The following is a 24,215-nucleotide window of genomic DNA, read 5'->3' as shown; positions in this document are numbered from 1 at the left end:
TCTCCCCATCAATGGCTGCGCTTTGGCGTGGCCATTGTCATTTATCAGCGACGAGTGCAAAACAGATTGGTCAATTTGCGAACTTGATCACTTGACTGGTCAACTAATCTTAACCTATGTTGAAGCTACCTTCTTTTCCGTTCCAGGGAGCCGTTCTCATGGGATCCATCCGCACGTTAAATGGTGACATTGCCGCCAACCAGCTCGGCGTCACTTACAGCCACGATCATATTTACTGTATTCCTCCCTATTGGGCAGAGCGTGGGGATGACGATCTGTTACTGGATGATCCACAGGCTTCAGAACGCGAACTGGCGGATTTCCGTCAGGCTGGAGGCAATGCAATTTATGACGCCACGGCTCCCGATTATGGCCGCCAGGTGGTTGCCGTAGCCGAGATGGCCAAGCGGCAGCGATTGCATATCATTGCCACCGCCGGGTTTAACAAAGGGTTTCTGTGGAGCAGCAAGCGGCCTGGATTGAGGCAAAGCTTTGCTGAGTGGGTCGAAGGGGCTTCGATTGATGAATTGGTAGAACACGTCAGCCGTGAAGTCACTGAAGGTATCGAAGGCAGCGATTATCGCGCTGGCGTGGTGAAATGCGGCACCGGCTATAACACCATCTCCCCGCTGGAACGGAAAACCATGGAAGTTATCGTAAGGGCACAGCAACGTACTGGCGCCCCGATGCATAGCCACACGGAAATGGGCACCATGGGGTTGGAACAGGCACAGATATTTAAAGCGTTGGGGCTGGATTTGTCCCGCCTGTGTTTTGCTCATATGGATCGTAACCCCGATCCGTGGCTCCACCGTCAGATTGCCAACACCGGGGCATTTCTCTCTTTTGACGGTATGAGCCGGATAAAATATTACCCAGAACATATCCGTACCCAGGCCATTTTGGCGCTGTGCCAACGTGGCTATCAGAAACAAATTCTCATCGGCGGTGATTTCGCCCGTAAATCCATGAGTGCCCATTACGGTAAAGGCGGCTTGGGGTTGAAGTTTATTCTGGCCGACTGGCGGCCAAGATTTATCGAAGAGGCCCAAGAGGCAGGGTTTGATGGCGAAGCCCTGCTGCACGATTTCTTTGTGGAAAACCCAGCACGCTACTTTGCTTTTGGCTAAGGAGGCTTCATGAAACTGCATGAGTTGAATGAGCAACAGGCCAGGCAGGCTTTGGCGAAAGCGCAGATTGCCTTGCTGCCGCTGGGCGCGGTGGAGCCTCATGGCGACCACCTGCCGTTGGATACCGATAATTTATTGGCCGAGCGATTTTGCGCCTTGCTGGATGAACAATTGGGGGAGGCAGCGCTAAGCCTGCCTGTGGTGTCCTACAGCCAGGTATGGTCACTGCGTGGGCACGCAGGAGCGATCGATATTGGTAACGATCTGCTGACGCAATTGTTGCTCTCGCTGGCACGCAATATGGCCGGTTACGCGATTACCACCACTGCGGTAATCAATGCACACTACGGCAATTTTGATGCCATCAAAGCCGCCGCCAGGCAGTTGAAGGAGGAGGGCATCACGTTGCTAAGCTATAGCTGGGCTGGGATGGACAGCTGCGCCCAGCGGTTAAGAACCTCTGCCATTGCCTATCCCGGCTATATGCATGCGGACGAGATTGAAACCTCACTGATGCTGGCATTGGCCCCCGAACACGTCGAGATGACGCTGGCACGTTCGCATTACCCAGAATTCCCAGAGAATTTCCGCTATCAGCCGGTGCACTGGACGGAGTTTTCCGACTATGCGGTACTCGGCGATCCTGGCTGCGCCAGTGAGGAGAAAGGGCAGGCACTGGTGCAGCACTCCTTGCAGACAACTCTGGCTTCCATTCGTCAACTTTTAGCTGCAGGAGGCACTGATGATCGTTCGCCAGGCAATACTCATTGATAACCCGGCCAGTACTGCCGCAGATGCCATTCAGGCGGCGGGTCAGGCACTTTGCCTGTCTGGTGCTTGCAGCCAGGAATATGTTGAGGCGATGGTGGCCAGCTACCGGGAGTTTGGCCCCTATTTTGTGATTGCCCCTGGATTGGCCATGCCACATGCCCGCCCAGAGCAAGGGGCGATTAAGGCGCAGTTGAGTTTGGTACGGCTGCGTGAGCCGGTAGCGTTTGGTCACACAGAAAACGATCCGGTACAGGTTTTACTGGGGCTATCAGCGACCAGCAGCGAGCGGCATATTCAGCTAATCCAGCATATTGTCACTCTGCTGTCAGACGAAAATAACCTGCATACCCTAATGAATTCCCGTGACCCTGAGCAGCTTTATCAACTGATAGCCGGCGCGGGGTAACTTTGCTCGCGGTTTGGTTGTCATTTGAAATTCCCAGGGTAGCGATTTTGAAGGTTCAACTCGGAGCGAATACTAATGAAAATTCTGACGGTATGCGGTTTAGGCATGGGATCGAGCCTGATATTAAAAATGAACGTGGAAGCCGTGCTAAAACAGTATGGGATCCAGGCTTCGGTGGAACATATGGATGTCTCTTCGGCGGCTTCGGCCAGTGCCGATCTGGTGATCACCAATGCCGAGCTGGTGGATAACCTGCAACATCTCTCTTGCCCGGTAGCGGTCGTCAATAACTATATCGACAGCAAAGAGATTGCCCTGGCGCTGGAACAGGCCGGCATTATTAAGCAGGGGGAATAGCCATGAGCGAATTTCTGGGGGTGTTGCGCTGGATCACGGTCAATATTTTTGGGGAAGCGTCTATTTTAATCGGCCTGATTGTGTTGCTGGGCCTGGTGCTACAAGGCAAGCCGCTGGCGGATATTGTCTCTGGCACCTTGAAAGGCATTTTAGGATTTCTGATTATCGGGGCAGGGGCGGGGATTATCGTCTCGGCCCTGTTGATTTTCCAGCCTATCTGGACGGAAGTGTTTGGCCTGAGCTCGATGAATCTGACGAACATTATCGGCCAGGTACATTTCTCCGAACGCTATGGTAGCAGCGTGACTATCGCTATCGCTGGTGGGTTTGCGCTTAACCTGCTGCTGGCTCGGCTGACTCGCTTTAAATATATCTATCTGACTGGCCACATGATGTTCTGGACCACGATGATTTTTGCCGGGGTGATGGTCAACAGCAATCCTGCCATTTCCGGCCTGCAACTGACGTTAATGCTGACGGTGATCATGGGGCTTTACTGGACGTTGCAACCCGCTCTGGTGCAACCTTGGGTGCGCAAGATCACCGGCAATGACAACGTGGCATTGGGGCACACCTCCGCCTCCGTCGCTTTGCTGGGGGCGTTGTTTGGTCAGATTTTCGCGGCTAATAAAATCAGCTCTGAAGATATCAAGGTACCGAAAAAACTCGGCTTTTTGCGGGATTCTAACGTGGTGACCGCATTGACTATGTCGCTGCTGTTCTTTATCGGGACCTTTATTCTGCAAATCAAAGGCACGCCGAAAGCGGCTGAAATCCTGGCGCAGTCTGGCGACCTGAGTTTCTACATCTATGCGCTGAAACAGTCACTGATGTTTACCGGTGGCATTGCAGTGGTGTTGCTCGGCGTGCGGATGTTCATCGGTGAAATGGTGCCAGCGTTTAACGGCATCGGTTCACGCCTGGTGCCCGGAGCCAAACCTGCGCTTGATTGCCCCATCCTGTTCAACTTTGCCCCCAATGCGGTGGTGTTAGGCTTCGTCGGGGCCTTTATTGGCTCGTTGTTGTGGCTCACTCTGATCGGCCGCTATACCGGTTACGTGTTTATCCCCAGCATGATCGTGATTTTCTTCCATGCGGGTACGGCAGGAGTGTTTGGCAATATCACCGGCGGCTATAAAGGGGCGCTGTTGGCCGGATTTATTACCTCGACCGTCGTGGCCTGGGGACAATATTTCTGTGTCAGTTATTTCATCAGCGGCACCATTCCCGACACCGCTCTGTGGGCCGGCGACAGCGATATGTTTGTGCTGGCACCGCTGATCGCGGCATTGACCAGGCTGCTAACATTCTGATGTTGAGAGGGAAGGCTATGAGCAAAGCGTTGACCCAATATTATGAACAAATCCGGCAGAAGTTGGCCCAGTTGGAATCGCAACCCGACACGATCAACCGTGCGGCGCAGATGATGGTAGACACGGTGCTGGCCGAGAGGGACCTGTTCGTTTTCGGCGCCAGCCACGCGGGTATCCTGGCTGAGGAGATGAGCTACCGGGCCGGTGGCTTGGCTATCGTTAATCCTCTATTTACCCCTGCACTGATGCTCAATGTTCGGCCATTAACTCTGACCAGCGCGGTGGAAAACGTTGAGGGCCTGGGGCGGGTGTTGATCGAGCAATCGCCGCTGCAAGCGGGGGATACGTTGCTGATCCACTCGGTTTCTGGCCGCAATGCCATAACCATCGATGTCGCGCTGGCCGCTCGGGCGGCTGGCGCTAAGGTGATCGCCATCACCAGTCTGGCCACCGCTGCTCGGGTGATATCCCGGCACTCCAGCGGCAAGCTGTTGGTGGATATCGCTGATATCACCATTGATAACCAATGCGAGTATGGCGATGCCGCCGTCAGCCTGCCGGGATTGGCCCAGAAAGCAGCACCGCTCTCGACCATTATGGGGGCGACTATTGCTAACAGTCTGGTACTGCGGATCTGTGAACTGATGCAGCAAAAACAGCGCACGCCGCCGATCCTGGCAAGCGCAAACATAGACGGCAATCAGCAGATAAATCAGGATATACTTGACGCTTACAGGAGCCAAATACACTACCTCTGAGCGGAGCATCAGTATGTTTGAGTCGGATGGACTGCCACTGTATCTCAGGATAAAAGGCATTATCCTGCAACGGATCATCACTTTTACCTATGACGATAAACTCCCTGGCGAATTACTGCTTGCCGATGAGTTTAAGGTCGCTCGCGGTACCATCAAGCAAGCGATCGATTCGCTGGCCAGTATTGGCATGGTGCATCGGGAGCAGGGCAAAGGGACCTTCATCAATCGTGATGCGTTGCATAAACACTACACCGATCTTCCAGATGTCCTGCTGAGCTTTAATTCGGCTATGCCGGTGGAAGTCGAGATCCTTTCCCTGTTATCTACCATGGCCGATCAAGAAGTGGCTGAGCGGATGCATCTGGATTTAGGCCACCAACTGATGCGTCTTGAGCGGTTGTTCATGCAGGGGAAGAAAGTGGTGGGCCATTCGATCACCCACTTGAATGGCCGGGTGTATAACGATCTGAGCCATGTAGACGGAGGCAGCCCGCTGTATGAACAGCTACGGGAAACGTTCGGTTATTCTCCAACCAAGGCAACGGAACGTTATTTACCGGTGATCTGCGATGCCAAACTGGCCAGCTTGCTGAACATCGAGCAAGGTTCGGCTTTGTTCAAGGTTGAGCGGACCGCCAGTAATCTGGACGATGTGGTACTTGAATACAGCATCACTCATACTCAGGATGCTGCACTGTCGTTACAGATTGTCGCTAATCAGAGCGTGGTGAACCAGCAATGGAACTGCACCATTAATAAGGCGCGGTGAGTTGATAGCCCCCTTACCGTGCAAGAGAGGGGGCGCCAAATTCAGCGGGTGGGGTGGGAAACGTGTTCGGCGGCAGCCTGGTTCGCTCTAGCCACTGCCTGCGGTAATGTTTGCCCTTGTAACAACGAGGCGCACAACATGCCCATAAAACAGTCACCAGCACCGTGAGTGCTGATCAACTCGACTTTCAGCGCCGGAAGAGATTGGCTGCTGCTACCCGCCTCACAGAAGGCGACGCCATGTTCACCCGCAGTGACCACCACGGCCTTAAAACTAGTGCTCAATGCCTCGGCAGCCATACAGGCCTGGTGCAAGTCGTTGACCGTAATGCCACTAAGATCGCGTGCTTCTACCGCATTGACTACCAGCAGGTCGATGCAAGCCTGGAGCTGTGCGCTGAGTTCCCGGGCCGGAGCAGCGTTCAGGCAGACCAACGCACCGTGATTTTTGGCCTGTTTGGCGGCCGCCAGGTTAATCGTTTCGGGCACTTCATTTTGTAGTAACAGCATGCCGGTATCTTGCCAGAGGCTATCCTTATCCAACTGTTGAGGGGGGATCAGGTTGTTGGCATTCGAGACCACCACGGCACCATAATCGCCTTCGGCATCCATGATAGCGACGCTCATACCGGAAGGCGCTGCCGATGTTATCTCGACGTGGCGGGTATCAACCTGGTTTTCCTTTAGCACCGCGAGCAGGAACCTACCCGGATCGTCAGCGCCTACCGCGCCAACGAAGCTGACCTGCGCCCCCGCCTTGGCTGCCGAAACCGCTTGATTGCCCCCTTTGCCACCAAATTTATAGGCGTAACTGCTACCGATCACCGTTTCGCCTTTTTCTGGTCGATGGGGCGCCTGCAGCATAATGTCGTAATGAAGACTGCCAGCGACTACGATTTTACTCATGTTAGTATTCTCTTAAATCACGGACCGCCTGCTGGGTTTTCATCAGATTCTTTTCAGCCTGCTTCAAATCTTTTTTCGCAATCGCCACAAACAGTGCGTCAAGGATATTAAGTTGAGCAATGCGTGCCGCTGCGTTTTCCCCAAGCAAATGCGAACCCTGTGAGGTTGAATTGAGAACCACATGCGCATTACGCGCAATGGGCGACTCGGCATAATTACTGATGGCAATCACCTTGGCACCGTTGCGCGCGGCCAGCTTAATGGGATCGTTGACTGCACGGGTAGCGCCGGAATGGCTGATTGCCACCACGGCATCATCATCCGATAAGATCGCAGCGGACATCAGCATGGTGTGGGCATCATCGTAGACCGTCGATTTAATCCCGATCTTTAGCAGCTTATGCGCCAGATCGCGGGCAATGGTGGCCGAACCACCGACGGCATAGAGATCGATGTGCCGAGCCTTGAACAGAATATCTGCGGCGCGGTTAAACTCAGAAACGTCCAGAATAGAAATGGTTTCTTCTATTGCCTGAATGGACGTTTTGAATACCTTTTCCAGTAATTGCTCCGACGAATCATCAGGCTCAATTTCTGCATGCAAACTTGCTACTTCAGAATAGTTATAGTAAATCAAACTGCTTCTGAACTCCCTGAAGCCAGAGAAGTTGAGTTTTTTTGCCAGTTTAACTACCATCCCCTCAGAAACTTTATTTTCCAGCGCAATCTCTTTTAATGAGGTTTGCTCGGATAAATCAGTTTTCGAGGTGATTGAGTCCACCACTTTTCTTTCCAGTGGTGTCAGTTGTGGCAATCTCATGCGAATTTGAGCGCCAATTGCTCGCGGATCCTGCTTCATTACTTGCCTCTTGTCGCTCGGTCAATCAACATGGCTATGATAATAATAAGCCCTGTGGCAAGCAATTGATAAAACGCCTGAATATTTAGCAGCGTCAATCCGTTACGTAACGAACCCAGAATGATGGCGCCGATCAGCGTGCCGATCACACTGCCTTTGCCTCCCATCAAGGATGCCCCGCCTATAGCGGCAGCCGCGATAGCATCCAATTCCCACAGGTTGCCCATCGTTGGTTCAGCAGCGCCCAGACGGCCAATCAGGATCAGTGAAGCCAGCGAGGCCAATACGCCGGAAATCACAAACACCGTCACTTTGGTTCTTTTTACCGGCACACCAGCTACGCGGGCAGCCTCTTCGTTACCGCCAACCGCCAGAATATATTCTCCCAGCGGGGTTTTATTCATCACTACCCACAGGGTGATGGCGATGGTAACCACAATCACGATCGGGCTTGGCACACCGAAAATTTCGCTGTTGATGAAATCACGAAACTCCATCGGGATCCCGAAGATAGGGTTGCCGTTGGTAAAGATCAGCGCCATGGCCCGGAACAGCGAGAGGCCGCCCAGGGTGACAATGAAAGGCTGCAATCCAGCGTAGGCCACCAGCGTGCCGCTGAAAACCCCACACAGTGCGCCCACTCCCAAGGTCGCCATTATCGCCAGCGGCACGGGTACACCAGCGACCATCAGCGTAGCACCCAGCACGGCGGATAACGCCGCCGTTGGCCCTACCGAGAGATCGATACCGCCGGAGATAATCACCAGCGTCATGCCCAGGGCAATAATGCCGTTGATCGACGATTGCTGTAAAATATTCAGCAGGTTAGGCACCGTTAAAAATCCCGGTGACAGCAGCGAGAAGGTGACCACAATGATCAGTAAACCAATCAGTGTGCCCGCATCACGCAGATTAAACTTGAATAGCGCCGAGGACGGCACTTTAGGCTGAGCCTTACCCTGAGTCATCATAATGATTACCTTAATAAAAATGTAAGATACAGAAGCCGGTTTTAATTCAGATCGTTAATCGCATAACGAGCGATATTTTCTTCTGTAATATCGTCGCCTTTGAGTTCCCGGGTAATTTTCCCTTCGCGCATCACCAGCACTCGATCGGAGATACGGATAATTTCTGGCATTTCGGAGGAGACCACCACAATAGCCTTTCCTTGCTTGGCCAGTTTTTCTATTAAATTATAAATTTCTGATTTGGCGCCGATATCAATCCCACGTGTGGGCTCATCAAATAAAAACACTTTATTATCTGCCGCGACCCACCGGCCAATAATGACCTTTTGCTGATTACCGCCACTTAAGGTGCCGATGGGTTTTTCAATATTCAGCGGGCGCAGATTTAAGTCGGTCATCACTTCGAGGGCCAAGCGATCTAATTTTGCTTTTCTTAACCAGCCATAGCGGGTGAAGTTGCTCATTGAGGGCAGCGCCATATTCATTTTTACTGCTCGCTCCTTAATAATGCCCTCTTTTTTGCGATCTTCTGGCACCAAGCCGATGCCAGCCTTGATTGCCGAGCTGACATTTAGCTTTTTCACCGGCGAGCCTTCAACTAAAACCTGGCCGCTGGTTTTGGCGTCGATACCGGCGATCAGCTTCAATAGCTCGGTGCGGCCAGCGCCGACCAGGCCCGCAATCCCCAGCACTTCGCCTGCCTGTACGCTGAAACTGGCTGATAGTACGGCTTTGTCACGTCCAAGGTCTTCTACACGCAGAATTTCTTTGTCGGTGACATAAGAGTGATGCTGCACTTTCTCAATCTTGCGTCCGACCATTTTGGTGACGATGGTTTCTTCCGTTTCATCGCAGATATTGACCACGCCGACCTGTTTACCATCGCGTAAAATTGTGGCGCGATCGCAGACTTTAAAAATCTCGTTCATCTTATGCGAGACATAAATCAGCGCGACGTTCATCGATTTAAGATCGGCGATCAACTCTGCCAACCGATCAAATTCTCTTGGCGTCAGGCTGGACGTCGGCTCATCCATCGCAATGATTTTGGCCTCATCCAGTAATGCCCGGGCAATTTCGACGATCTGCTGCTGAGAGACTTTCAAATTCTTGATCGGTTCGTTCGGGTCAATGGTGGGGTCGAGTCGTCTCAGGATCGCCTTTGCCCTTGCGTACTGTGCTTTCTTATCAACGAACAGGCCCTGGCACTGGGTCATCGGCCTGCCAAGAAACATATTCTGCGCTACGGAGAGTTCAGGAACATGCTGCAGTTCCTGGTGGATCATGGCGATCCCCGCCTGGCGTGCGGAAAGCGGGTTCTTCATCAGGATCGTTTGGCCTTCAACCTGGATTTCACCAGAGTCAGCTGCCCGTACGCCAGAGAGAATATTCAGCAGCGTCGATTTCCCTGCGCCGTTTTCCCCGATTAAGGCATGGACCTCCCCGTGCCTGACCGAAAAATCTACGTCTTGAACCGCAGCCGCGCTGCCGTAGGTTTTATTGATGCCACGCATCGTTAAACAAAACTGTTCCATAAACCCTCCGTCGCCTGGCTTATTGCTGTACCAGCAGTTGGCGCAGTTTCTCGTTGTCTTTGGTGGAGAAAGCATCCGCGTTTTCTTTGGTGATCAAGGCCTGTGGGGTGGAGACTACGCGTGAAATTTTCTGCCCGTCGATTAGGCGCAACATCACTTCCATCGCCACTTCACCAGTCAGTACCGGGAAGCTGTCCACCGTGCCGGTCAACTCACCGCGTTTGATGGAAGCGTAGGCATCGGAAATCCCATCGGTACCAAACACCGCGACCTGGTTGGTTTTACCTTGTGCACGTACCGCCTCTACCACTCCGAGTGCCATGCCGTCGTTGTTGGCGTAGAAACCAACCATATCCGGATGCTGCTGCAAGATGGTGGTAGCGGCGTTATAGGCATTTTCCCGGCTCCAGTTGGCTGGTACGCTGGCGACTACGGTGAATTTGCCGTTGGCACCGATGGTTTCCTTGAACCCCTTGGTACGCTGTGTGGCGGCATAAACGCCAGCCTGACCTTCGATCACCGCGACTTTGCCACCTTCCGGATGATGCTGGATAAACCAGTTGGCGACTCGGACACCGTTATCTTTCTGTACGTTACCGACGTAATGGGCGGCACTGGGCATGACGGCGTCGTTGACGTTGACTACCGGGATGCCCTTGCTTTTCGCCACTTCATAGGCGGGTTGCAGGTTGGCGTCCGTTTGCGGAGAAACCAGCAGGCCATTAAAGCCTTGGGAAATCAGCGTTTCTGCGATCGAGAGTTGGCCTAGCTGATCGTCTTCATTGGCTGCGGCCTGGTAGGCCACCATAAAGCCGTATTTTTTGGCCGTGGTTTGGTAGCCCTCCCCTAGGGAACGCCAATATTCGTTGGTGAGCGTTTTGGATACGCCGCCGATTTTCAGCTTGCTGTCAACCGCCGGCATGGGGCCATATTTGGCACTAAGTTCGGTCCAATCGGTACGATCGGGTTCGGTATCAGACTGTAACGGTGGCAGATCGGCAGCATAAACACTGGTGCAAAACAGGGTAGAGGCGAGTACAGAAAGTAAGTGCTTTTTCATCTTCTTCTATCCTTGGTGCTGTGAGTTATTATTAGAGGCACCCGTAGGGCGCCCGGTTGCTGGTTCTATTTTGCCAGCATGATGTCGTTAATAATTTGCTGAGAGGCAACGGCGTCTTGCTTACTGATGGCGCTCATCAATTCAGGGTTATTGTCGAGCTGTTTGCACAGTTTCAGCAGGCGGATCACCGTTGCTATATTGGTTTCGGCTTCACGCACCGGATCCAGACCGCTGGCGTCTGGGAAGGTGTCGAAATAGTAAGCCCCTGTGTAGCCGTCACGCTGCATCTGCCAGAGGAATTCCAGCGTCGCCCGTGGGTTGACTGAAGCCACCATCAGGCCATCGTCGCGTTTGCCCCAACCATCGTTCAAATCAAGACCCATCAGGCGAGAGCGGCGGGCGACCATGGCGGCAGCAAAGGCAGGGATCTCGTTGGCAAACAGCACGTGGGCGAAGTCGAGCGTGATACCCAGATTCGCGCAGCCAGCTTCTTCAACCGCCAGCAGGCAGGTGGTGACGTTGGGAAAAATGCTGTAGGCCCGTGGCTCATTAGGCTTGTATTCGATACTGATATCGACATCTGGAGCATATTCGGCCACTTCACGTACCGCTGAGACGGCGTCTTCCCAGATTTTTTTGTAATCCGCCTGGAAGCAATAATCAAAACCATCCTGGCCCATCCACAGCGTCATTAAGCTGGCGCCAAACTCACGGCCTGCGTCTATACCACGTTTGGTCAGTTCGATCGCTTGACGGCGGATTTTTGGGTCCGGATTGGTGAACGCCCCAATCTTGAATTCTGGCGCATCCCAGCGCATTTGCATGCCATTCACCGCCAGGCCAGCCGCTTCGATCTTTTGGCTCATGGTTTTAACATCCTCATTGATGTGCTGAGGGTAGTTTAAATCCAGGTGGGTCAATCCCTTGACCGTTCCGGCACGCTCAATCATTTGCGATACAGAGGGTTTGCCTTTTAGTTCTGGCCAGTAAAGATTGGCTCCTGAGGCAAAGGAGTTCAAACGGGTGGCAAATTTAAGTTCTGACATGAGGTGTCCTTGGTCAACGGTTCTGTAATGTACTTTCCTTCTTCACGATATTTCGTAAAGTAGTATTTTTCTATCACTGCCCGTTGACAACTGCAAGTCCACCCGTCGTTTTATTAATCACTTTGCGAGGTCATTCACGAAATTTCGTTACAGGAAGGCTTTGCCACAGAGGCAATGGTCAGGAGCGGCAGAGGCTGAGACTGTGAGGGGATTAATACGCTGGGATTGGCAGAGGCGAACATGGGGCTAGACAGGCCGGTTGGCTGGCCTGCACTTGACGCGGGTTACACCATTGGGCGGATATAGTCCCACAGGCGTTCCCAGTTAATCAGCACCAATACCACGGCGGCGGCAAATAGAATAAACATGATCTTTGAGAACATGATATCAACACTCCTTGTTAATAAAACGGCATCCCTACCCGGATTAAGGGCGATTTTCAGGCAGTGTACAGTGGGATTACCAGGCGATATAGAGGCGGTAGCACATTTCAGAAAAGAACGGGGGTTTGGTTAAATCATGGACTATTGGCGTGGGTCTGATGATAGGGCAGAGATTTCCCTGCCCGAGTTTTAACAGGGCGTTAATTCAAGATCCCGTTTAGCACCAGCATGGTGACCATCCCACCCGCAGCAGGGATCAGCGTACGGCGGACAATCATAAATGGTGAGCATTCACCGGCCTTGCTGACGGCAATGATCACCCCGGCCACCGGGGAAATCGATCTTCCCATCCCGGCCATCAGTTGCATTGGCAGGATCATGCTGACGGCGCTTTCGCCAAACTTGGCGGCAATACCAGGAGCCAGCCCGGAGAAGGAGAAGAACGCAGCCACGCCGGAGCCGGTCAGCGCCGCGGTCACGCAGACCAGCAGGGCCATCACTATCGTCATATTGCCAAAGCCAAAGCCCGCGGCCTGGACGGTGTGGATAATGAAGTCAACGGCCCCGATGATCTGCAAGCCCTGGGCGAAAACGTCGGCACACACTAACAGGGAAACGATGCTGGTAAACATGGTACCCATGCCTTTGAAGAACACTTGGATGCCCTTGCAGGCGGTTTTGAAATCCCTCCGTACCAGCAATTCGCAGAAAAATGCCAACAGGGTGCCGATAATCATCGCTGTCACCACGTCAATCTTGATGCTGCTAATCACCAGCGGGCTGAAAACGATGACCAGTATCACCGGGAACACCGGCAGGAAAGCGTAGAATGCCGGTACCTTGACTGTATCTTCGCTGGTTGGCTGTTCCACCTGCTGTTGGGTGACGATATGCCCGTCTTTGGCGTCAAAGTAGCGTGCGGTGAAGAAGATCAGTACCGCGACCGCCAGCATCACGCCGGTGGCGACGGGCAGTTGGTAGTGGGCAAAGTAGACTGCGGTTTCCATACCGGCATGTTTGGCTGCCAGGTTGGCGGTGCCCACCGCCGGGCCGAGATCCATAAATGCCGACATGCCAATCATCGAGGCGGCGGCGGCTTTACTGACACCAAGCCGCACCAACACCGGGAAGAAGGTGACCAAAAGCAGCATCGCCAGACCGGCCGCGCTGGAAATCGCCACGTGCAGCAACTGGGATAATACGTAGCCGATAGCCAGGATCAGGTAAGGAGCCTTGATCATCTGCAAGGGTTTGATGCACAGATTCACCATCGAGTTCGACGCTTTGATGTGATCCATATAGTCGGCAAAACCGCCCGCCGCCATAATGATCAAACCGATGCCCGCTACCTGGGTGGTCAAAGACTCTTTCACGAAGGCGAAAATATCCCCGCCAACCCAGCCGATGGATTTGGCCTTGCCATACAATATCGATTGATCGGGAAAGAACACCGCCGTGATCAGCAGCAGGCTCAGCCCCGCCAGCAGTAACACGGTTTGCGGCTGGTAGTTTTTGATAATAAACCAGGCCGCCAATACGGTAACGATCATCCCGATGATAAATCCAGTCATCATGTCCCCTTATGAGTGTTTGGCAAAAAACTCATGCAATAGCGTGTTGTAATAATCCGGAGCCTGGAAATAAGGCGCATGGCCCATACCGGGCATCTCGATATGTTGGGAATAGGGCACCAGCGCGAGCAGATCGGCTTTCAGTTGCGGCTGCACCACGGCGTCTTTTTCACCGGTAAGGATCAGCGTTGGCATATTGAGCTGGGGCAGTAGCGGGCGGTTGTCGGCCAGCTGCAACATGCGAGTCGCACGCCTCAGGCCTTCCAGGTTGGTGCCTGCCGCAATTTCTGCCGCATAGTCCAGCACCGTAGCGGGCACATCTGGGAACGGCAGTAGATCACGTGCGCGGTTTTTGCCGTAGGCTTCGCGGCCAATTTCGGCGAGCTCTTTCAGCCTTTTTTCCAGCTTTTCCGAGCTTGGGGCCGACTCTGGCGCGCCATAGCCGGGATGGGTGCAGGACAACACCAGATTTTTTACCCGCTCTGGGTAGCGGGCGGCGTAGCGGCTGGCAACGGTGCCGCCCATTGAATGCCCGACGAGGGAGACTTTCTCTGCCCCGCAGTGTTGCACCCACTCATGCAGCATCAGCACAAAAGCGTCGATCTCGGCCGGAACCAGTGCGGAGTCGGCATAACCCGGTGCATCCCAGGCCATGACGCGGTAGTGGGGAGAAAAGGCGGCAAACTGGAATGGCCAGGCTTTTGAGCTGCCCAGAATACCGTGTAAAAAGATCAGGGTTTCGCCCTCACCGCCGGCGCGGAAAGATAAATTCCCCTGTGAGGTACGTAGAATTTGCTGCTCAGGGCAAACAGGGATTGCGCTGTTTTCACTGCTCATGATAAAGCCTCTTTTCATTAAATAAACGCCAGAGATGGATTGCTACATGGCATTCTGGTAAGTCAATGCTTAGCCCTAAAACAACAGGGCTATAAAGATGGTTGATGTATATTCATACTGCCTGGTGTTGGTGTTATTTATTGAAAACGTTAAATGCCTCGAATAACGACTCCATGACGTTGAAGTTCTCGTTTAATTCGTTGTTTTTCACTTCGCCCATATAATTAACCAGCGCCTCGATTAATACGAAGCCAGCGCTGCGGCTGCTGAACAGCCCGCTATGCTGGCTCTCCATCAGCAACATCGCCGTGGCGAAGTGGCTGAACGGATTGACGGCATTATCGGTGATGACGATGGTATCGCCACGATGTTGATAAAACCATTTTATCAACCTTGTCGTCACACTGGAAAAACGATAATAAGAAATCGCCAATAGCACATCGCCTTTTCTTGAGTCGATTAATTTATGCGGTAAATTGGCAATATTGGCATCCAGCAGCACAATGTCTTTTTTGATATAGCGGCCAAGCAGGTAAAAATACTCGGCCAAGGCATGTGCCGTTGCGCTGCCAATCACATACAGCCTTTTTTCCGGATCGCAAATCAACGCGATGGTTTTCTCCAAATGCTGGCGATTGATGTTTTTCAACGTATTGCTGATATTATCGGTGATCTCACCGCAGTGTTTTTCAATGAATTCGATGCCGTTTTTTCTGTTTTTGCTGTTGTCGAAACGTTCTATGGGGGAGATGTTTCTGCGCTGCTCAGGCTCGATGGTGGACTCTTTGAAGTCACGAAAACCGGTGAAGCCGAGCTTCATCATAAATCGCCCCAAGGTTGACTTGGCGATGTTGATCTCATGGCAAACATCAATCACTTTGCTGTAGGGGATGGACTCAAAGTGTTTGTCAAAATAGTCGATGATACGCCGATCCGTTTCGGTCAGATTATCAATGCCAGCAATACGTTGAGTGAATTCCGCTCTGTTCATGTCAGTTTTCCCCCCTACGCCATTTCTTCCTTCATTAATAACAAAACCCAAGGGAGAAAAAAGGGGAATCAAAAATTCCCTTGTCAGAAGTGTGTGTCATCTCTCATTCCCTTCTGACCCGCGCTACCGCTTGCTTTGGCAGTAGCGCGTTCTCCTCAAGTTACGGTTGTACCTTGAACTCGCCATGCTGTTCAAACCAGGCAAATTGCTCTGCGCCATAGGCAGACATCTTCGAGCCGCTATGCCCTACGTCGGGTAAGGTCGTAAAGCGCCAGTTGAAGTCGACCTTATAGCGTTTGGCTTTTTGCTGTGCCGTCAGGAAATAGCTTTGTGCACGGGTTAACCGGCTATCCCCCTGTGCCATGGCTTCATAAGAGCGGCGCAGCAAAGGGTGATATGGATCGTTATCTTTTTCACCGACGGTGATCAGCACGGGTTTGGCAAAGTAGTCGGCCAGCTGTTTTTGCGTCACTTTCACCGGCGCATTGTCCAGGCCATAGGGCCAGGGGTTTTCCACATCTGGCATGGTCCACCATCCAGCTGCCGCACAAATGGCGGCTTTGACATTGGCCTCAGGGACAAAGGTCAGCATCCGATGCACAAACTGGCAGCCAGCACTGTTACCAAATAAATAATAGTCTTGTTGTTTGGTGATCCCCTGTTTTTGCATATCGGCAAACAGATCGTCAATGACCGTGAAAGCCCACTCCCCTTTAGGGTTCACCTGGTGGGTTTTGGCATTCTCGATATTCCCCAGGTTATAGCCGTCGTTACCGGGATAATCGGCTTCGGAGAACAGCGGAGCGATGACGATGAGTTTGTTTTTCTTGGCATTTTCTACCCATGAGTCGCGGTACTCATCGGCGTTACGATTCAGCCCGGTCAGGACAAACACCACAGGAGTGTTGGCATTAGCACCGGGCGGCTGGTAGCTGAAGACTTCCATCTTCTTGCCTGTTTGTGGCACGGTGAAATCGAAACTACCGCTCTCTTTTGGCAGCGCGGCTGCGTGGCTTACGCCGGCGCTCAACGCTAACACGGCGAATAAACTGAGAAAATTGTTCATGTTTTCCATCCTTGCGCAGTGATTAAAATTCGTAACGTAACCCTAGTACCCACAGGTTTTCTGCCGAATCGTAGCTTTGCCGATCGTCGTAAATGTAGGTGGCAGAAAGATGTACATCTTTTTTCAGGCGATATTCCAGTTCAGAGATCCACTGTTTGCGGTGGGCGTAATCATTTTCAGACTCGATCAACTGCGAGTAGCCGCCACGTAGCGCGACTTTGCTGGTAAACCAGTATTCGGCTAGCGAGTCGAAGGCATCATAATCTTTGTCTGGCTTGCCGGTTTGCTCGTAGGTTTGTCGGCCAACGTTGATACCAAGATAAGCCTTGTCGTAGCTGAGTCGTATGCCAATCCCTTTTTGGGTGTAATCGGTGTAGTTGCCGCTTAGGCTGGTATTTTTGGGGTCTTTGGTCATTTTCTGCCAGGCAATCACCGGTTTGATTTTTAGTGGCGTACCCATCACCGGGAATTCAAAAGCGTAGCCGAGGCTGGCCATATACCCATCGTCAACGGTGCTGTCGCTTGCACCGTTACCCATCACGTAGGCGGTGCGAACGTCCAGTCCACCATACGTATATTCATATTGTAATGTGCCGTCCTGACGGTTCCATTGATAGGAGGAGTCGATACGCGAGCTGACCCAGTTGGAGTAAACGTTAGCCGTGTAGTTCATGTAACGATCGGTAATGCCCATCCACTGATACATCGGGTTGCGCGTACGCCCAACCATCAATTTCCCCAGATCCCTACCGTCAATCCCGATATAGCCATAACGAATATCCCAGTTATCTTCGGCGACCTTGGTATCGTTCTTCTGAGTGTTAACTTGCCATTCCAACTTGCCAAACAGGCCGAATTGCTCATCGAGTTTTTGCTTGGCTTCAAAGCCAATACGGCCGGTCAGATTGGTGGCATTGGTATGTTCATCTGTCCATTCATTGCCGGTTTGTGCCTCGATACGACCATAAATATCGAGTTGTGTTCCTTTACTGTTATAGACCGTCACCGCCTCGGCGGCGCTGGTGGCTAGCAGGGCAGGAAGGAGTAATGCCAGAGGTATTGTTTTCATTATTATGATCCTGTGTAAGGTAAGTCATTTTTTAATTTTTATAAATAAGAGGCGAACTAAAGCGACTCACTTAAAAACATAATGAGTTGAGCTGGGTGCATTAATCTCTCTAACGACTTGTGCTTGAGGTAATGAATTTAATTTATTTAATAATAAACAGAAAATAGCGTGCCAATGAGCAACCTACGCCGCACATGATTTAATGCTGGTAAGCAAATCCAAGTTTTATTTTTTTTAGTTTTCGCCCTCTTGGTGATTGATTTTCACACTATAGGAAGAGGGGATGTGTTGTGAATGGGAATCAAAAATTCCCTGGTTAAATATGTGAGTGCTGGCACAAATATAAATTACGGATAAAGACAGTGAGGGGAGGTAAGCCGTTTTTTTGAGGAGAGCAGCCAATAAAAACCCCCGCACAACGTGGATTGCGCAGGGGTTGGCAAGGCAAGGACGTTACTTTTTCTCTACGGCTGCCTGAATGGCATCTGCCAGAGAGCTGACGTGTTTTTCTGCCGTCTTCAGCTGGTATTCGACACCGTTGCCGTCGTTGGTGTCAGACAGCGTTGCCTTCAACAGTTCCAGTGCTGCCTGCACCGCCAGTAATCTGCGTTTTTGCTCTTCAGTTGGAGCGATCCCAGAGCCAAAATAATTCTCTAACATATTCATTTCCTTTCGCTAGACCTACCGAAATGGCAGACAACACAGGTTACATGGGGGGGATACCCGCCATTTTCAAGGCATTGCCTTGAGTGCTGTCTCTTGTTCCAACGGTTTTGAGCCATTTTGGCGCGCACTGTTGATCCAGGCGAACGACCCCATCAGCGCAATCACCGTCAGTAAAATATACTCCAACGACATGGCATAAACCCCCTGGATGGCGTAAATCACTACGCTGATCACGTCAATCAGTACCCACAGCAGCCAGTTCTCGACGTATTTGCGCGTCATCAGCACCATGGCGGCGATCGACAGTACCAGCATGGTGGAATCCCACAGTGGGAAGGCGTCTGGCTGCAGTTCTGGCATTACCACTGAAAGCCCCATTCCCTGCATAATGCCGATGGCAACGCGCGTCAGTACGGCGAAAACCGGATCGATAAACAGCGACATCAGGCCGATGGCTACTACGCAAACCACCAGCAGCGTGAGGGCCTTTTGCCGTGGCAACCAGCGAATTTTCAGTGCGGCTTCATTATTTTCGTTCTGACGGCTCCAGGCATACCAGCCGTACAGGTTGGCGACGAAGAAAAATACCTGTAACAGCAGGCTGGCGTACAGTTGGATCTGGAAGAAGATAGCGGCAAACAGCGTGACGTTAATCAAACCAAACAGGTAGTTGATAATCTTCTCTTTGCTGGCAAACCAGATACACAGCAGGCCAAACACCGTACCTATGGCTTCGATCCATGACAGCGCATAGCCACCTTCACCCAGGGGAATATTGACCATGACGTTATTGATGCTGAAAAAATCCATTATTGCGTCCTCTCAAGATGATCCTGATACAGCGTTTCGAGCGCGAGCACGATTTCGCGTTCCTCGCCACGTTGGCAGGAATGCTCCTGCTGTTGATAGTCGTTGATGCTCTGTTCCAGGCAGCCCAGGTGTTCCACCACCACGTTCAAAATAGAGGCAATGCGCATATTACGCAGTGCGCCAACGACCATCAGCGGGGCGGTTTCCATATCGGCGGCGAGAATACCTTTGGCCGACCAAAAATCGGTGATCTCCTGTTCGCGGTCGGTGTAGAAACTGTCATGGCTACGCACATAGCCACAGTGCGTTCTGTAGCCCAGCTTTTGTGCCTGCTGGCGTAGCAGATAAACCAGGCCGCAGTCGGCACTGGCCGGGTAGGCAGCGGGAATATAGGCGTTGCCGGTGCCTTCATCGCGCACTGCAGCACTGGCGATCACCAGATCTCCCAGCTTCATTGCGGTTTGCATTGCGCCGCAGCTGCCAATGCGCACCAGGCAGTCTACACCGATCTGATGTAGCTCTTCGGCAGCTATAGCGGTAGAGGGCCCCCCCATGCCGGTGGATATCACCAGCACTTCCATACCACGAAACCAACCGCGCAGCGCCCGGTATTCGCGATTTTGGCCAAAATCCTCCACCTGATCCAGAAAGCGAGCAACGTGTTCGACGCGTTGCGGATCGCCCGGTAACAGCGCGTAATGGGCGTGTGTCATCTGCCGGCTAAGCCGGATATGCGGTTGTAGTTGAGTCATAGGGCTATCCTGGTTGGCGCTGCGGCCAAAAATTAAAACCCGGCCTGCTGGTGTAACCGGACTGGGTCGATTACCGCAATCCGTTCACCGTTGACCGTAATAATTTGCTGCTCGCGCAGTTCAAACAGGATGCGGTTGATACTGCGTGGGGCCACGGCAAACTGTTCGCTGAGCTGTTGTTTGTTAATGGTAATTTCTCCTTCATTTTTGGCTCCCTGGTGTTGGTAGCTTTGCCACAGCGCATGACAGACGCGCTGGTGCAATGAATAGAGACTGTCTTCACCCGCCTTTTTCGATAGCTGATAGTACTGGCTGCTGAACGACTGAATGATTTTCTGGTTGAAGTAATTGTCGACCGTCAGCCAGTGGCAAAAATCGGTGCGTGAAAGCGTCAATAATGTCACCTCACTGGTCGCTTCTACCGAGCAGATATACGGCCGTTGCTCAAAGATCTCGAGCTCACCCAGCATATCTCCGGCATGGTAGCGCGCCTGTAAATATTTACGCCCATCGTCGGCATGAATAAATACGTCCACATTCCCCTGCGCTATCAGATGAAATTCATGACAAATTTCATGCTGTTGACATATCAGCGTGCCAGGCCTGACTTGCTGCAACTGCCAGCGGCGTAAAATAGCCAACGGGCAATATTTCAGCAGATCGTAAAGTATGGCATCACCGGTAACCAACTCGACAACGCTCAACCATTCACTGTTTTTTTTGTCGTTCTGCATAGCGTTAACTATAAAGTTCCTCGGCAGGTAAGGACAGGACGCCGGTCCGACGGCAACCTCAAAAAGGGGGTAAAACTGGAAGCTGGCTCTGATATTAGAATATTGGTCGGGACATTTGTCCCAGCTTGTTTATCGGCAGGGTGGTGATGTGATGGCACTCACATATTAAACGGAGAAATTGGGAGAGGGGTAAAGATGGGGAAAACCATTTCCCCATCTTTTGCTGCACAACTTATTGTTTCGGGAAGTTCACAACATCCGTCACCATATCATCGATGGCTTTCTTCACGTCGGCCAAGGTGATTGGGGCATTCTGATTGCTGACCGTTTTACCCAAGCCTTTACGGACTACAGCCAATACCGTTTTACCGGTATCTTGATCGATCAGCTTGATTTCCATGAATAACGCGGTGTCTTGCGTTCTGTGCCCGCTGGCAGCCATGGTGGTGGCAATAACGGCGGCAACAGGAACAACTTCATAGAATTGCACTCCTTCGTTTTCAGCGGTTACCGCAGTAATGGCGACTTTAGCGACCAGTACGCGTGAGCCCGATGGGTTAGGCAACAGGGTTGTACGCTGTGCAACGGCATTTCTTAGTGAGGTGCTGGCGTACTCTCTGATCTGATCCAGCGTTTGCTGGCTTACACGCGCATTCGGTTTGGCCTGTGGATAGAACACTAACGGTGCAATATAGATGCCACGATAGTTTGACTCTTTAAAGCCTGGGGCGATCCAGCGCAAAACCTGATGCCCACTGGCGCTTTCAGTTTTCTGCAGTTTGCTATAGTCCTGCAGGAACCCGGAATACTGCGTAGTCTCTGCGACCTTAGAGGAACATCCCGCTAACAACATACCCGCAGCCAATACGGCCGCAGCAACGCCAAAACGATTTTTTTTCATATACTTCTCATCATGAAGTAGGGTTGGTTTGTGCTTAAAAAATATAGCACTAACCTGCAAAATAAGACATGAGATAGCTCTTGCAGAAAAATGGTGTTGTTACAAATTGGTTTTTATTACGACAGGAATCGCTCATTAATAAACCTTGGCACTATGGCGCGGTGAAGGGATTTGTAGTGCAACGCCAGCAATCCACTAGGCAAGCGGCTAACGGCAACTACACACGCCACAAAAATACCTGTTGCCATTGGTTACAAATAATGTCCTAACAGAGGGAAAATCGCAGGTTTGTCAGTGGCTTCTATCAGGCGTTACATCTGGCACATCATCCTTACCCAGGCATGACATTTCTATACACTCGCGCTGGTAATGTTATTCCAGCCCGATGATGTTGTGTTAGTCCTGTAGTGTATTACCATCCCTTTGATTTTATCCCGCCTTGTGCGGGATTTTTTTGCGCGTCGGTCGCGTTCAATGCGTTAGCCCGTCTGGCAGCGGTTAGACCCCGTGGCGACTTGACGGTTAAAGAGGGGGGGGGGAAGATTGGTGTGATCCACTTTTTCTGCACAATTGAGGGGTATGATAGGCCGGTTATTAGCCCGCTTGGGTTAACACTGCATTTCGTCACGTTATGCCCGGTTCCTAGCCGGGCTTTTTTACACCTAAGATTTGCTTAAGGTTGCTTTACCATCACGGCCCACGCTGGCCTGTGGGCCCGCGCTGTCACTGTCAATTTAGTTGTCGACCTCCAACCAACCCGCAGCTCTTTACAGGCTTTTTTCATTGCGCTTCTGCTAGCGTTGCAGGAAAATAACCCGTAAGTAAGAAGAGTCTTAATTTAATACCCTTATAATTTCTCATAGTTTGCTATTTCGGTAGCATTAACAATTTAGACTAAGCTGTTAACAACTACTTTCGTTAAAGGGATGAGTCTGGCGAACAGGGTTTTAAATTTTCAGCGGCGAATTAAGCTAATAAGACAAGATAAGGTTTTTGATTGATTTAATTGACCATTTTAATGGGCGTTGTGGTTCGTTGTAACTTTTTTGGGGAAAGAAAGCATGCTTATAGTCAGTGTTGTTATTATTGCCTCGCAGGTTGTTTCATGAGCGTAGAAATACAGGCAAAACAGCGTTTGCCGGCCACGGTTCTGCTGGTCAATGTATTTTTACTGGCCTACCTGCTTTCCTTGTTTGGCATTTTTACTCGCCCGTTAGGATCGCTCTCCCTGTTTTGGCCAGTGAATGCCATTTTGCTTGGCTTGATGCTGCGTAAACCTGGCTATGCGACGATGTTGGGATGGGTTGGAACCTACCTTGGCATGATCGCCGCCGATTTGAGCACCGGCGAAAACTGGCCACTGGCACTTTGGCTAAATGCCTGCAATATGGCGCTGATTGCCACCGGCTATGCCGTGATGTCGATGCTGCCCAAGTCTCAACGGCGTATGGGCAAGCCCCAGGCAATTTTATATATGTTTACCGCCTGTCTGCTTGGGGCCGCGCTGTCGGCAACGCTGTCGGTGTTGCGCACTGACAGTCAATACAACAATACGCTGATCATTGCCTGGATGTCCTGGTTTAGCGAACAGTTCTCTACCAACCTGTTAATCCTGCCGGTCTTGTTGGCTGCACCACGCTTGAAGCAATTGCTGAGCCTGCAGTTTGGCTGGCAATGGCGTTCCAGTCTGCCTTTGCTGGCGTTGTTGCTCTCGTTGGTGCTTAGCGTGTATATCGGTGGACCGGGCGCGATAGCGTTCCCCATCCCTGCACTGCTATGGTGCGCCGTGCGTTATCATTTATTTACCGTCACCTTGCTGACGTTTCTCACCGGCGTGACGGAGATTGTCAGCATTTCTGCCAATCTGATGCTGTATCAAACGCCAGGAGCGCGAGGGGCGGTCATGGATAGCCTGATGTCAGCACGTTTGGGGATTGCCATGTTGGTGATGGGGCCGCTGATTTTATCCAGCTCGATTGCCGTTAGCCGTAAACTGCTGCGCCGGCTGGAGCACAGTGCGAACCACGACTTCCTTACCGGTACACTGGCGCGTAGTGCTTTAACACGCAAAGGCAGGGAGTTGCTGGAACAGAAGCAGCGTACGAAGGAGGCGGTGTCGCTGTTGTTAATCGATATCGATCACTTCAAACTGATCAATGATACCCATGGCCATGCCATTGGTGACCACGTTCTGGCGGCATTCGCCCATATTTTGCGGCGTGAGCTACGCCATGACCAGTTATTTGGCCGTCTGGGAGGCGAAGAGTTTGCCATTATGCTGCCGCGGGCGCTGGGGACGCAGGCGGTGGCCCTGGGGGAACATTTGCGCCGGCGGATAGAAAGCGCCGAATTAAACCCCAATGGCAAGGCGCCATTGCGGATCACAATTAGTGTGGGCGTGGCGAGTTTGGCAATGAATGAGAATAAGTCACTGGAACAGCTGATGAATATGGCGGATATTGCGCTTTATCGCGCCAAGTCTCAAGGCCGCAACTGCGTCGAATCGTTTAACATGGTCAGCGGCAGCAGCCTCAACCATGTCATATTCAAATAGC

The 24,215-nt window shown here is 51.8% G+C and carries 24 protein-coding genes; 8 read left to right on the top strand and 16 right to left on the bottom strand.

All coding sequences use genetic code 11. The features are described from left to right. Window positions 1–158: 158 nt before the first annotated feature. The 7 genes from JHD74_RS07095 (at window position 159) to JHD74_RS07065 (ending at window position 5,504) form a co-directional block, all read left to right on the top strand. Window positions 159–1,130, top strand: a complete 972-nt coding sequence (locus tag JHD74_RS07095) for a phosphotriesterase (RefSeq protein WP_024530785.1) — start codon at window positions 159–161, stop codon at window positions 1,128–1,130. Window positions 1,131–1,139: 9 nt separating this feature from the next. Continuing rightward, complete coding sequence (locus tag JHD74_RS07090; RefSeq protein ID WP_074027902.1) at window positions 1,140–1,901, top strand: creatininase family protein; 762 nt, start codon at window positions 1,140–1,142, stop codon at window positions 1,899–1,901. Further along, window positions 1,873–2,307, top strand: coding sequence for a PTS sugar transporter subunit IIA (locus JHD74_RS07085; protein ID WP_074027903.1), 435 nt, complete (start codon window positions 1,873–1,875; stop codon window positions 2,305–2,307). The genes JHD74_RS07090 and JHD74_RS07085 overlap by 29 nt, the downstream gene beginning before the upstream one ends. Before the next feature lie 75 nt (window positions 2,308–2,382). Further along, window positions 2,383–2,664 (top strand): PTS sugar transporter subunit IIB, encoded by a 282-nt coding sequence (locus JHD74_RS07080; RefSeq protein ID WP_199062208.1) that lies wholly within the window; start codon window positions 2,383–2,385, stop codon window positions 2,662–2,664. Between the two features lie 2 nt (window positions 2,665–2,666). Then, a complete protein-coding gene (locus tag JHD74_RS07075; protein WP_024530789.1) occupies window positions 2,667–3,977 on the top strand; it encodes a PTS ascorbate transporter subunit IIC in 1,311 nt (436 codons plus the stop codon). 17 nt (window positions 3,978–3,994) lie between these two features. Next, the gene (locus JHD74_RS07070) at window positions 3,995–4,735 is read left to right on the top strand and encodes a sugar isomerase domain-containing protein (protein WP_024530790.1); all 741 of its coding nucleotides are present in this window, start codon (window positions 3,995–3,997) and stop codon (window positions 4,733–4,735) included. Between the two features lie 13 nt (window positions 4,736–4,748). Further along, entirely contained in the window at window positions 4,749–5,504 is a 756-nt protein-coding gene (locus JHD74_RS07065; RefSeq protein WP_199062207.1) for a GntR family transcriptional regulator, read from the top strand. 41 nt (window positions 5,505–5,545) lie between these two features. On the opposite strand, the gene JHD74_RS07060 is transcribed toward JHD74_RS07065, so the two are convergent. The 16 genes from JHD74_RS07060 to JHD74_RS06985 all read right to left on the bottom strand — a co-directional run bounded on the left by JHD74_RS07060 (window position 5,546) and on the right by JHD74_RS06985 (window position 21,660). Then, window positions 5,546–6,409 carry a ribokinase gene (locus JHD74_RS07060; RefSeq protein WP_199062206.1) on the bottom strand — a complete coding sequence of 288 codons (864 nt, stop codon included), beginning with the start codon at window positions 6,407–6,409 and terminating at the stop codon, window positions 5,546–5,548. A 1-nt stretch (window position 6,410) separates the two neighbouring features. Next, window positions 6,411–7,268 carry a MurR/RpiR family transcriptional regulator gene (locus tag JHD74_RS07055; protein WP_024484938.1) on the bottom strand — a complete coding sequence of 286 codons (858 nt, stop codon included), beginning with the start codon at window positions 7,266–7,268 and terminating at the stop codon, window positions 6,411–6,413. Next, window positions 7,268–8,239 carry an ABC transporter permease gene (locus JHD74_RS07050; RefSeq protein WP_199062205.1) on the bottom strand — a complete coding sequence of 324 codons (972 nt, stop codon included), beginning with the start codon at window positions 8,237–8,239 and terminating at the stop codon, window positions 7,268–7,270. The genes JHD74_RS07055 and JHD74_RS07050 overlap by 1 nt, the downstream gene beginning before the upstream one ends. Window positions 8,240–8,280: 41 nt before the next feature. Then, on the bottom strand, window positions 8,281–9,774 hold the full coding sequence (locus tag JHD74_RS07045) for a sugar ABC transporter ATP-binding protein (protein ID WP_065686383.1): 1,494 nt from the start codon (window positions 9,772–9,774) through the stop codon (window positions 8,281–8,283). Window positions 9,775–9,793: 19 nt separating this feature from the next. Next, window positions 9,794–10,834: a substrate-binding domain-containing protein gene (locus tag JHD74_RS07040; protein WP_024484941.1), complete on the bottom strand. Its 1,041-nt coding sequence runs from the start codon at window positions 10,832–10,834 to the stop codon at window positions 9,794–9,796. Between the two features lie 65 nt (window positions 10,835–10,899). Then, a complete protein-coding gene (locus JHD74_RS07035) occupies window positions 10,900–11,880 on the bottom strand; it encodes a TIM barrel protein (protein ID WP_065686384.1) in 981 nt (326 codons plus the stop codon). A 583-nt stretch (window positions 11,881–12,463) separates the two neighbouring features. After that, window positions 12,464–13,834, bottom strand: coding sequence for a C4-dicarboxylate transporter DcuC (gene dcuC / locus JHD74_RS07030; RefSeq protein WP_024530792.1), 1,371 nt, complete (start codon window positions 13,832–13,834; stop codon window positions 12,464–12,466). Window positions 13,835–13,843: 9 nt separating this feature from the next. Then, a complete protein-coding gene (locus JHD74_RS07025) occupies window positions 13,844–14,671 on the bottom strand; it encodes an alpha/beta fold hydrolase (protein ID WP_199062204.1) in 828 nt (275 codons plus the stop codon). Between the two features lie 133 nt (window positions 14,672–14,804). Next, window positions 14,805–15,662 carry a MurR/RpiR family transcriptional regulator gene (locus tag JHD74_RS07020; RefSeq protein WP_199062202.1) on the bottom strand — a complete coding sequence of 286 codons (858 nt, stop codon included), beginning with the start codon at window positions 15,660–15,662 and terminating at the stop codon, window positions 14,805–14,807. A 160-nt stretch (window positions 15,663–15,822) separates the two neighbouring features. After that, on the bottom strand, window positions 15,823–16,728 hold the full coding sequence (locus tag JHD74_RS07015) for a hypothetical protein (protein ID WP_074027910.1): 906 nt from the start codon (window positions 16,726–16,728) through the stop codon (window positions 15,823–15,825). Window positions 16,729–16,750: 22 nt separating this feature from the next. After that, window positions 16,751–17,797, bottom strand: coding sequence for a porin (locus JHD74_RS07010; protein WP_199062200.1), 1,047 nt, complete (start codon window positions 17,795–17,797; stop codon window positions 16,751–16,753). 453 nt (window positions 17,798–18,250) lie between these two features. Next, on the bottom strand, window positions 18,251–18,457 hold the full coding sequence (locus tag JHD74_RS07005; protein ID WP_021180021.1) for a hypothetical protein: 207 nt from the start codon (window positions 18,455–18,457) through the stop codon (window positions 18,251–18,253). Between the two features lie 72 nt (window positions 18,458–18,529). Beyond that, entirely contained in the window at window positions 18,530–19,273 is a 744-nt protein-coding gene (gene pnuC / locus JHD74_RS07000) for a nicotinamide riboside transporter PnuC (RefSeq protein ID WP_024530797.1), read from the bottom strand. Further along, on the bottom strand, window positions 19,273–20,025 hold the full coding sequence (locus tag JHD74_RS06995; protein WP_199062198.1) for a nucleoside phosphorylase: 753 nt from the start codon (window positions 20,023–20,025) through the stop codon (window positions 19,273–19,275). Before JHD74_RS06995 ends, pnuC begins: the two co-directional genes overlap by 1 nt. Before the next feature lie 32 nt (window positions 20,026–20,057). Beyond that, window positions 20,058–20,759, bottom strand: a complete 702-nt coding sequence (locus JHD74_RS06990) for a Crp/Fnr family transcriptional regulator (RefSeq protein WP_199062197.1) — start codon at window positions 20,757–20,759, stop codon at window positions 20,058–20,060. Window positions 20,760–20,991: 232 nt separating this feature from the next. Then, the gene (locus JHD74_RS06985) at window positions 20,992–21,660 is read right to left on the bottom strand and encodes a DUF3313 domain-containing protein (RefSeq protein WP_074027914.1); all 669 of its coding nucleotides are present in this window, start codon (window positions 21,658–21,660) and stop codon (window positions 20,992–20,994) included. 1,105 nt (window positions 21,661–22,765) lie between these two features. Between JHD74_RS06985 and JHD74_RS06980 the strand changes: the two genes are divergently transcribed. Beyond that, on the top strand, window positions 22,766–24,214 hold the full coding sequence (locus tag JHD74_RS06980; protein WP_074027915.1) for a GGDEF domain-containing protein: 1,449 nt from the start codon (window positions 22,766–22,768) through the stop codon (window positions 24,212–24,214). The last annotated feature ends 1 nt before the right edge of the window (window position 24,215 follow it).

This window comes from Serratia sp. ASV30 (assembly GCF_016428815.1).
In the GTDB taxonomy this organism is placed as follows: domain Bacteria; phylum Pseudomonadota; class Gammaproteobacteria; order Enterobacterales; family Enterobacteriaceae; genus Chania; species Chania fonticola_C.
This window is presented reverse-complemented; position numbering and strand designations above follow the sequence as displayed.

Coding starts and splice junctions, on each gene's coding strand:
- JHD74_RS07095 (WP_024530785.1), top strand. CDS start 159: ATGGGATCCATCCGCACGTTAAATGGTGACATTGCCGCCAACCAGCTC.
- JHD74_RS07090 (WP_074027902.1), top strand. CDS start 1,140: ATGAAACTGCATGAGTTGAATGAGCAACAGGCCAGGCAGGCTTTGGCG.
- JHD74_RS07085 (WP_074027903.1), top strand. CDS start 1,873: ATGATCGTTCGCCAGGCAATACTCATTGATAACCCGGCCAGTACTGCC.
- JHD74_RS07080 (WP_199062208.1), top strand. CDS start 2,383: ATGAAAATTCTGACGGTATGCGGTTTAGGCATGGGATCGAGCCTGATA.
- JHD74_RS07075 (WP_024530789.1), top strand. CDS start 2,667: ATGAGCGAATTTCTGGGGGTGTTGCGCTGGATCACGGTCAATATTTTT.
- JHD74_RS07070 (WP_024530790.1), top strand. CDS start 3,995: ATGAGCAAAGCGTTGACCCAATATTATGAACAAATCCGGCAGAAGTTG.
- JHD74_RS07065 (WP_199062207.1), top strand. CDS start 4,749: ATGTTTGAGTCGGATGGACTGCCACTGTATCTCAGGATAAAAGGCATT.
- JHD74_RS07060 (WP_199062206.1), bottom strand. CDS start 6,409: ATGAGTAAAATCGTAGTCGCTGGCAGTCTTCATTACGACATTATGCTG.
- JHD74_RS07055 (WP_024484938.1), bottom strand. CDS start 7,268: ATGAAGCAGGATCCGCGAGCAATTGGCGCTCAAATTCGCATGAGATTG.
- JHD74_RS07050 (WP_199062205.1), bottom strand. CDS start 8,239: ATGATGACTCAGGGTAAGGCTCAGCCTAAAGTGCCGTCCTCGGCGCTA.
- JHD74_RS07045 (WP_065686383.1), bottom strand. CDS start 9,774: ATGGAACAGTTTTGTTTAACGATGCGTGGCATCAATAAAACCTACGGC.
- JHD74_RS07040 (WP_024484941.1), bottom strand. CDS start 10,834: ATGAAAAAGCACTTACTTTCTGTACTCGCCTCTACCCTGTTTTGCACC.
- JHD74_RS07035 (WP_065686384.1), bottom strand. CDS start 11,880: ATGTCAGAACTTAAATTTGCCACCCGTTTGAACTCCTTTGCCTCAGGA.
- dcuC (WP_024530792.1), bottom strand. CDS start 13,834: ATGACTGGATTTATCATCGGGATGATCGTTACCGTATTGGCGGCCTGG.
- JHD74_RS07025 (WP_199062204.1), bottom strand. CDS start 14,671: ATGAGCAGTGAAAACAGCGCAATCCCTGTTTGCCCTGAGCAGCAAATT.
- JHD74_RS07020 (WP_199062202.1), bottom strand. CDS start 15,662: ATGAACAGAGCGGAATTCACTCAACGTATTGCTGGCATTGATAATCTG.
- JHD74_RS07015 (WP_074027910.1), bottom strand. CDS start 16,728: ATGAACAATTTTCTCAGTTTATTCGCCGTGTTAGCGTTGAGCGCCGGC.
- JHD74_RS07010 (WP_199062200.1), bottom strand. CDS start 17,797: ATGAAAACAATACCTCTGGCATTACTCCTTCCTGCCCTGCTAGCCACC.
- JHD74_RS07005 (WP_021180021.1), bottom strand. CDS start 18,457: ATGTTAGAGAATTATTTTGGCTCTGGGATCGCTCCAACTGAAGAGCAA.
- pnuC (WP_024530797.1), bottom strand. CDS start 19,273: ATGGATTTTTTCAGCATCAATAACGTCATGGTCAATATTCCCCTGGGT.
- JHD74_RS06995 (WP_199062198.1), bottom strand. CDS start 20,025: ATGACTCAACTACAACCGCATATCCGGCTTAGCCGGCAGATGACACAC.
- JHD74_RS06990 (WP_199062197.1), bottom strand. CDS start 20,759: ATGCAGAACGACAAAAAAAACAGTGAATGGTTGAGCGTTGTCGAGTTG.
- JHD74_RS06985 (WP_074027914.1), bottom strand. CDS start 21,660: ATGAAAAAAAATCGTTTTGGCGTTGCTGCGGCCGTATTGGCTGCGGGT.
- JHD74_RS06980 (WP_074027915.1), top strand. CDS start 22,766: ATGAGCGTAGAAATACAGGCAAAACAGCGTTTGCCGGCCACGGTTCTG.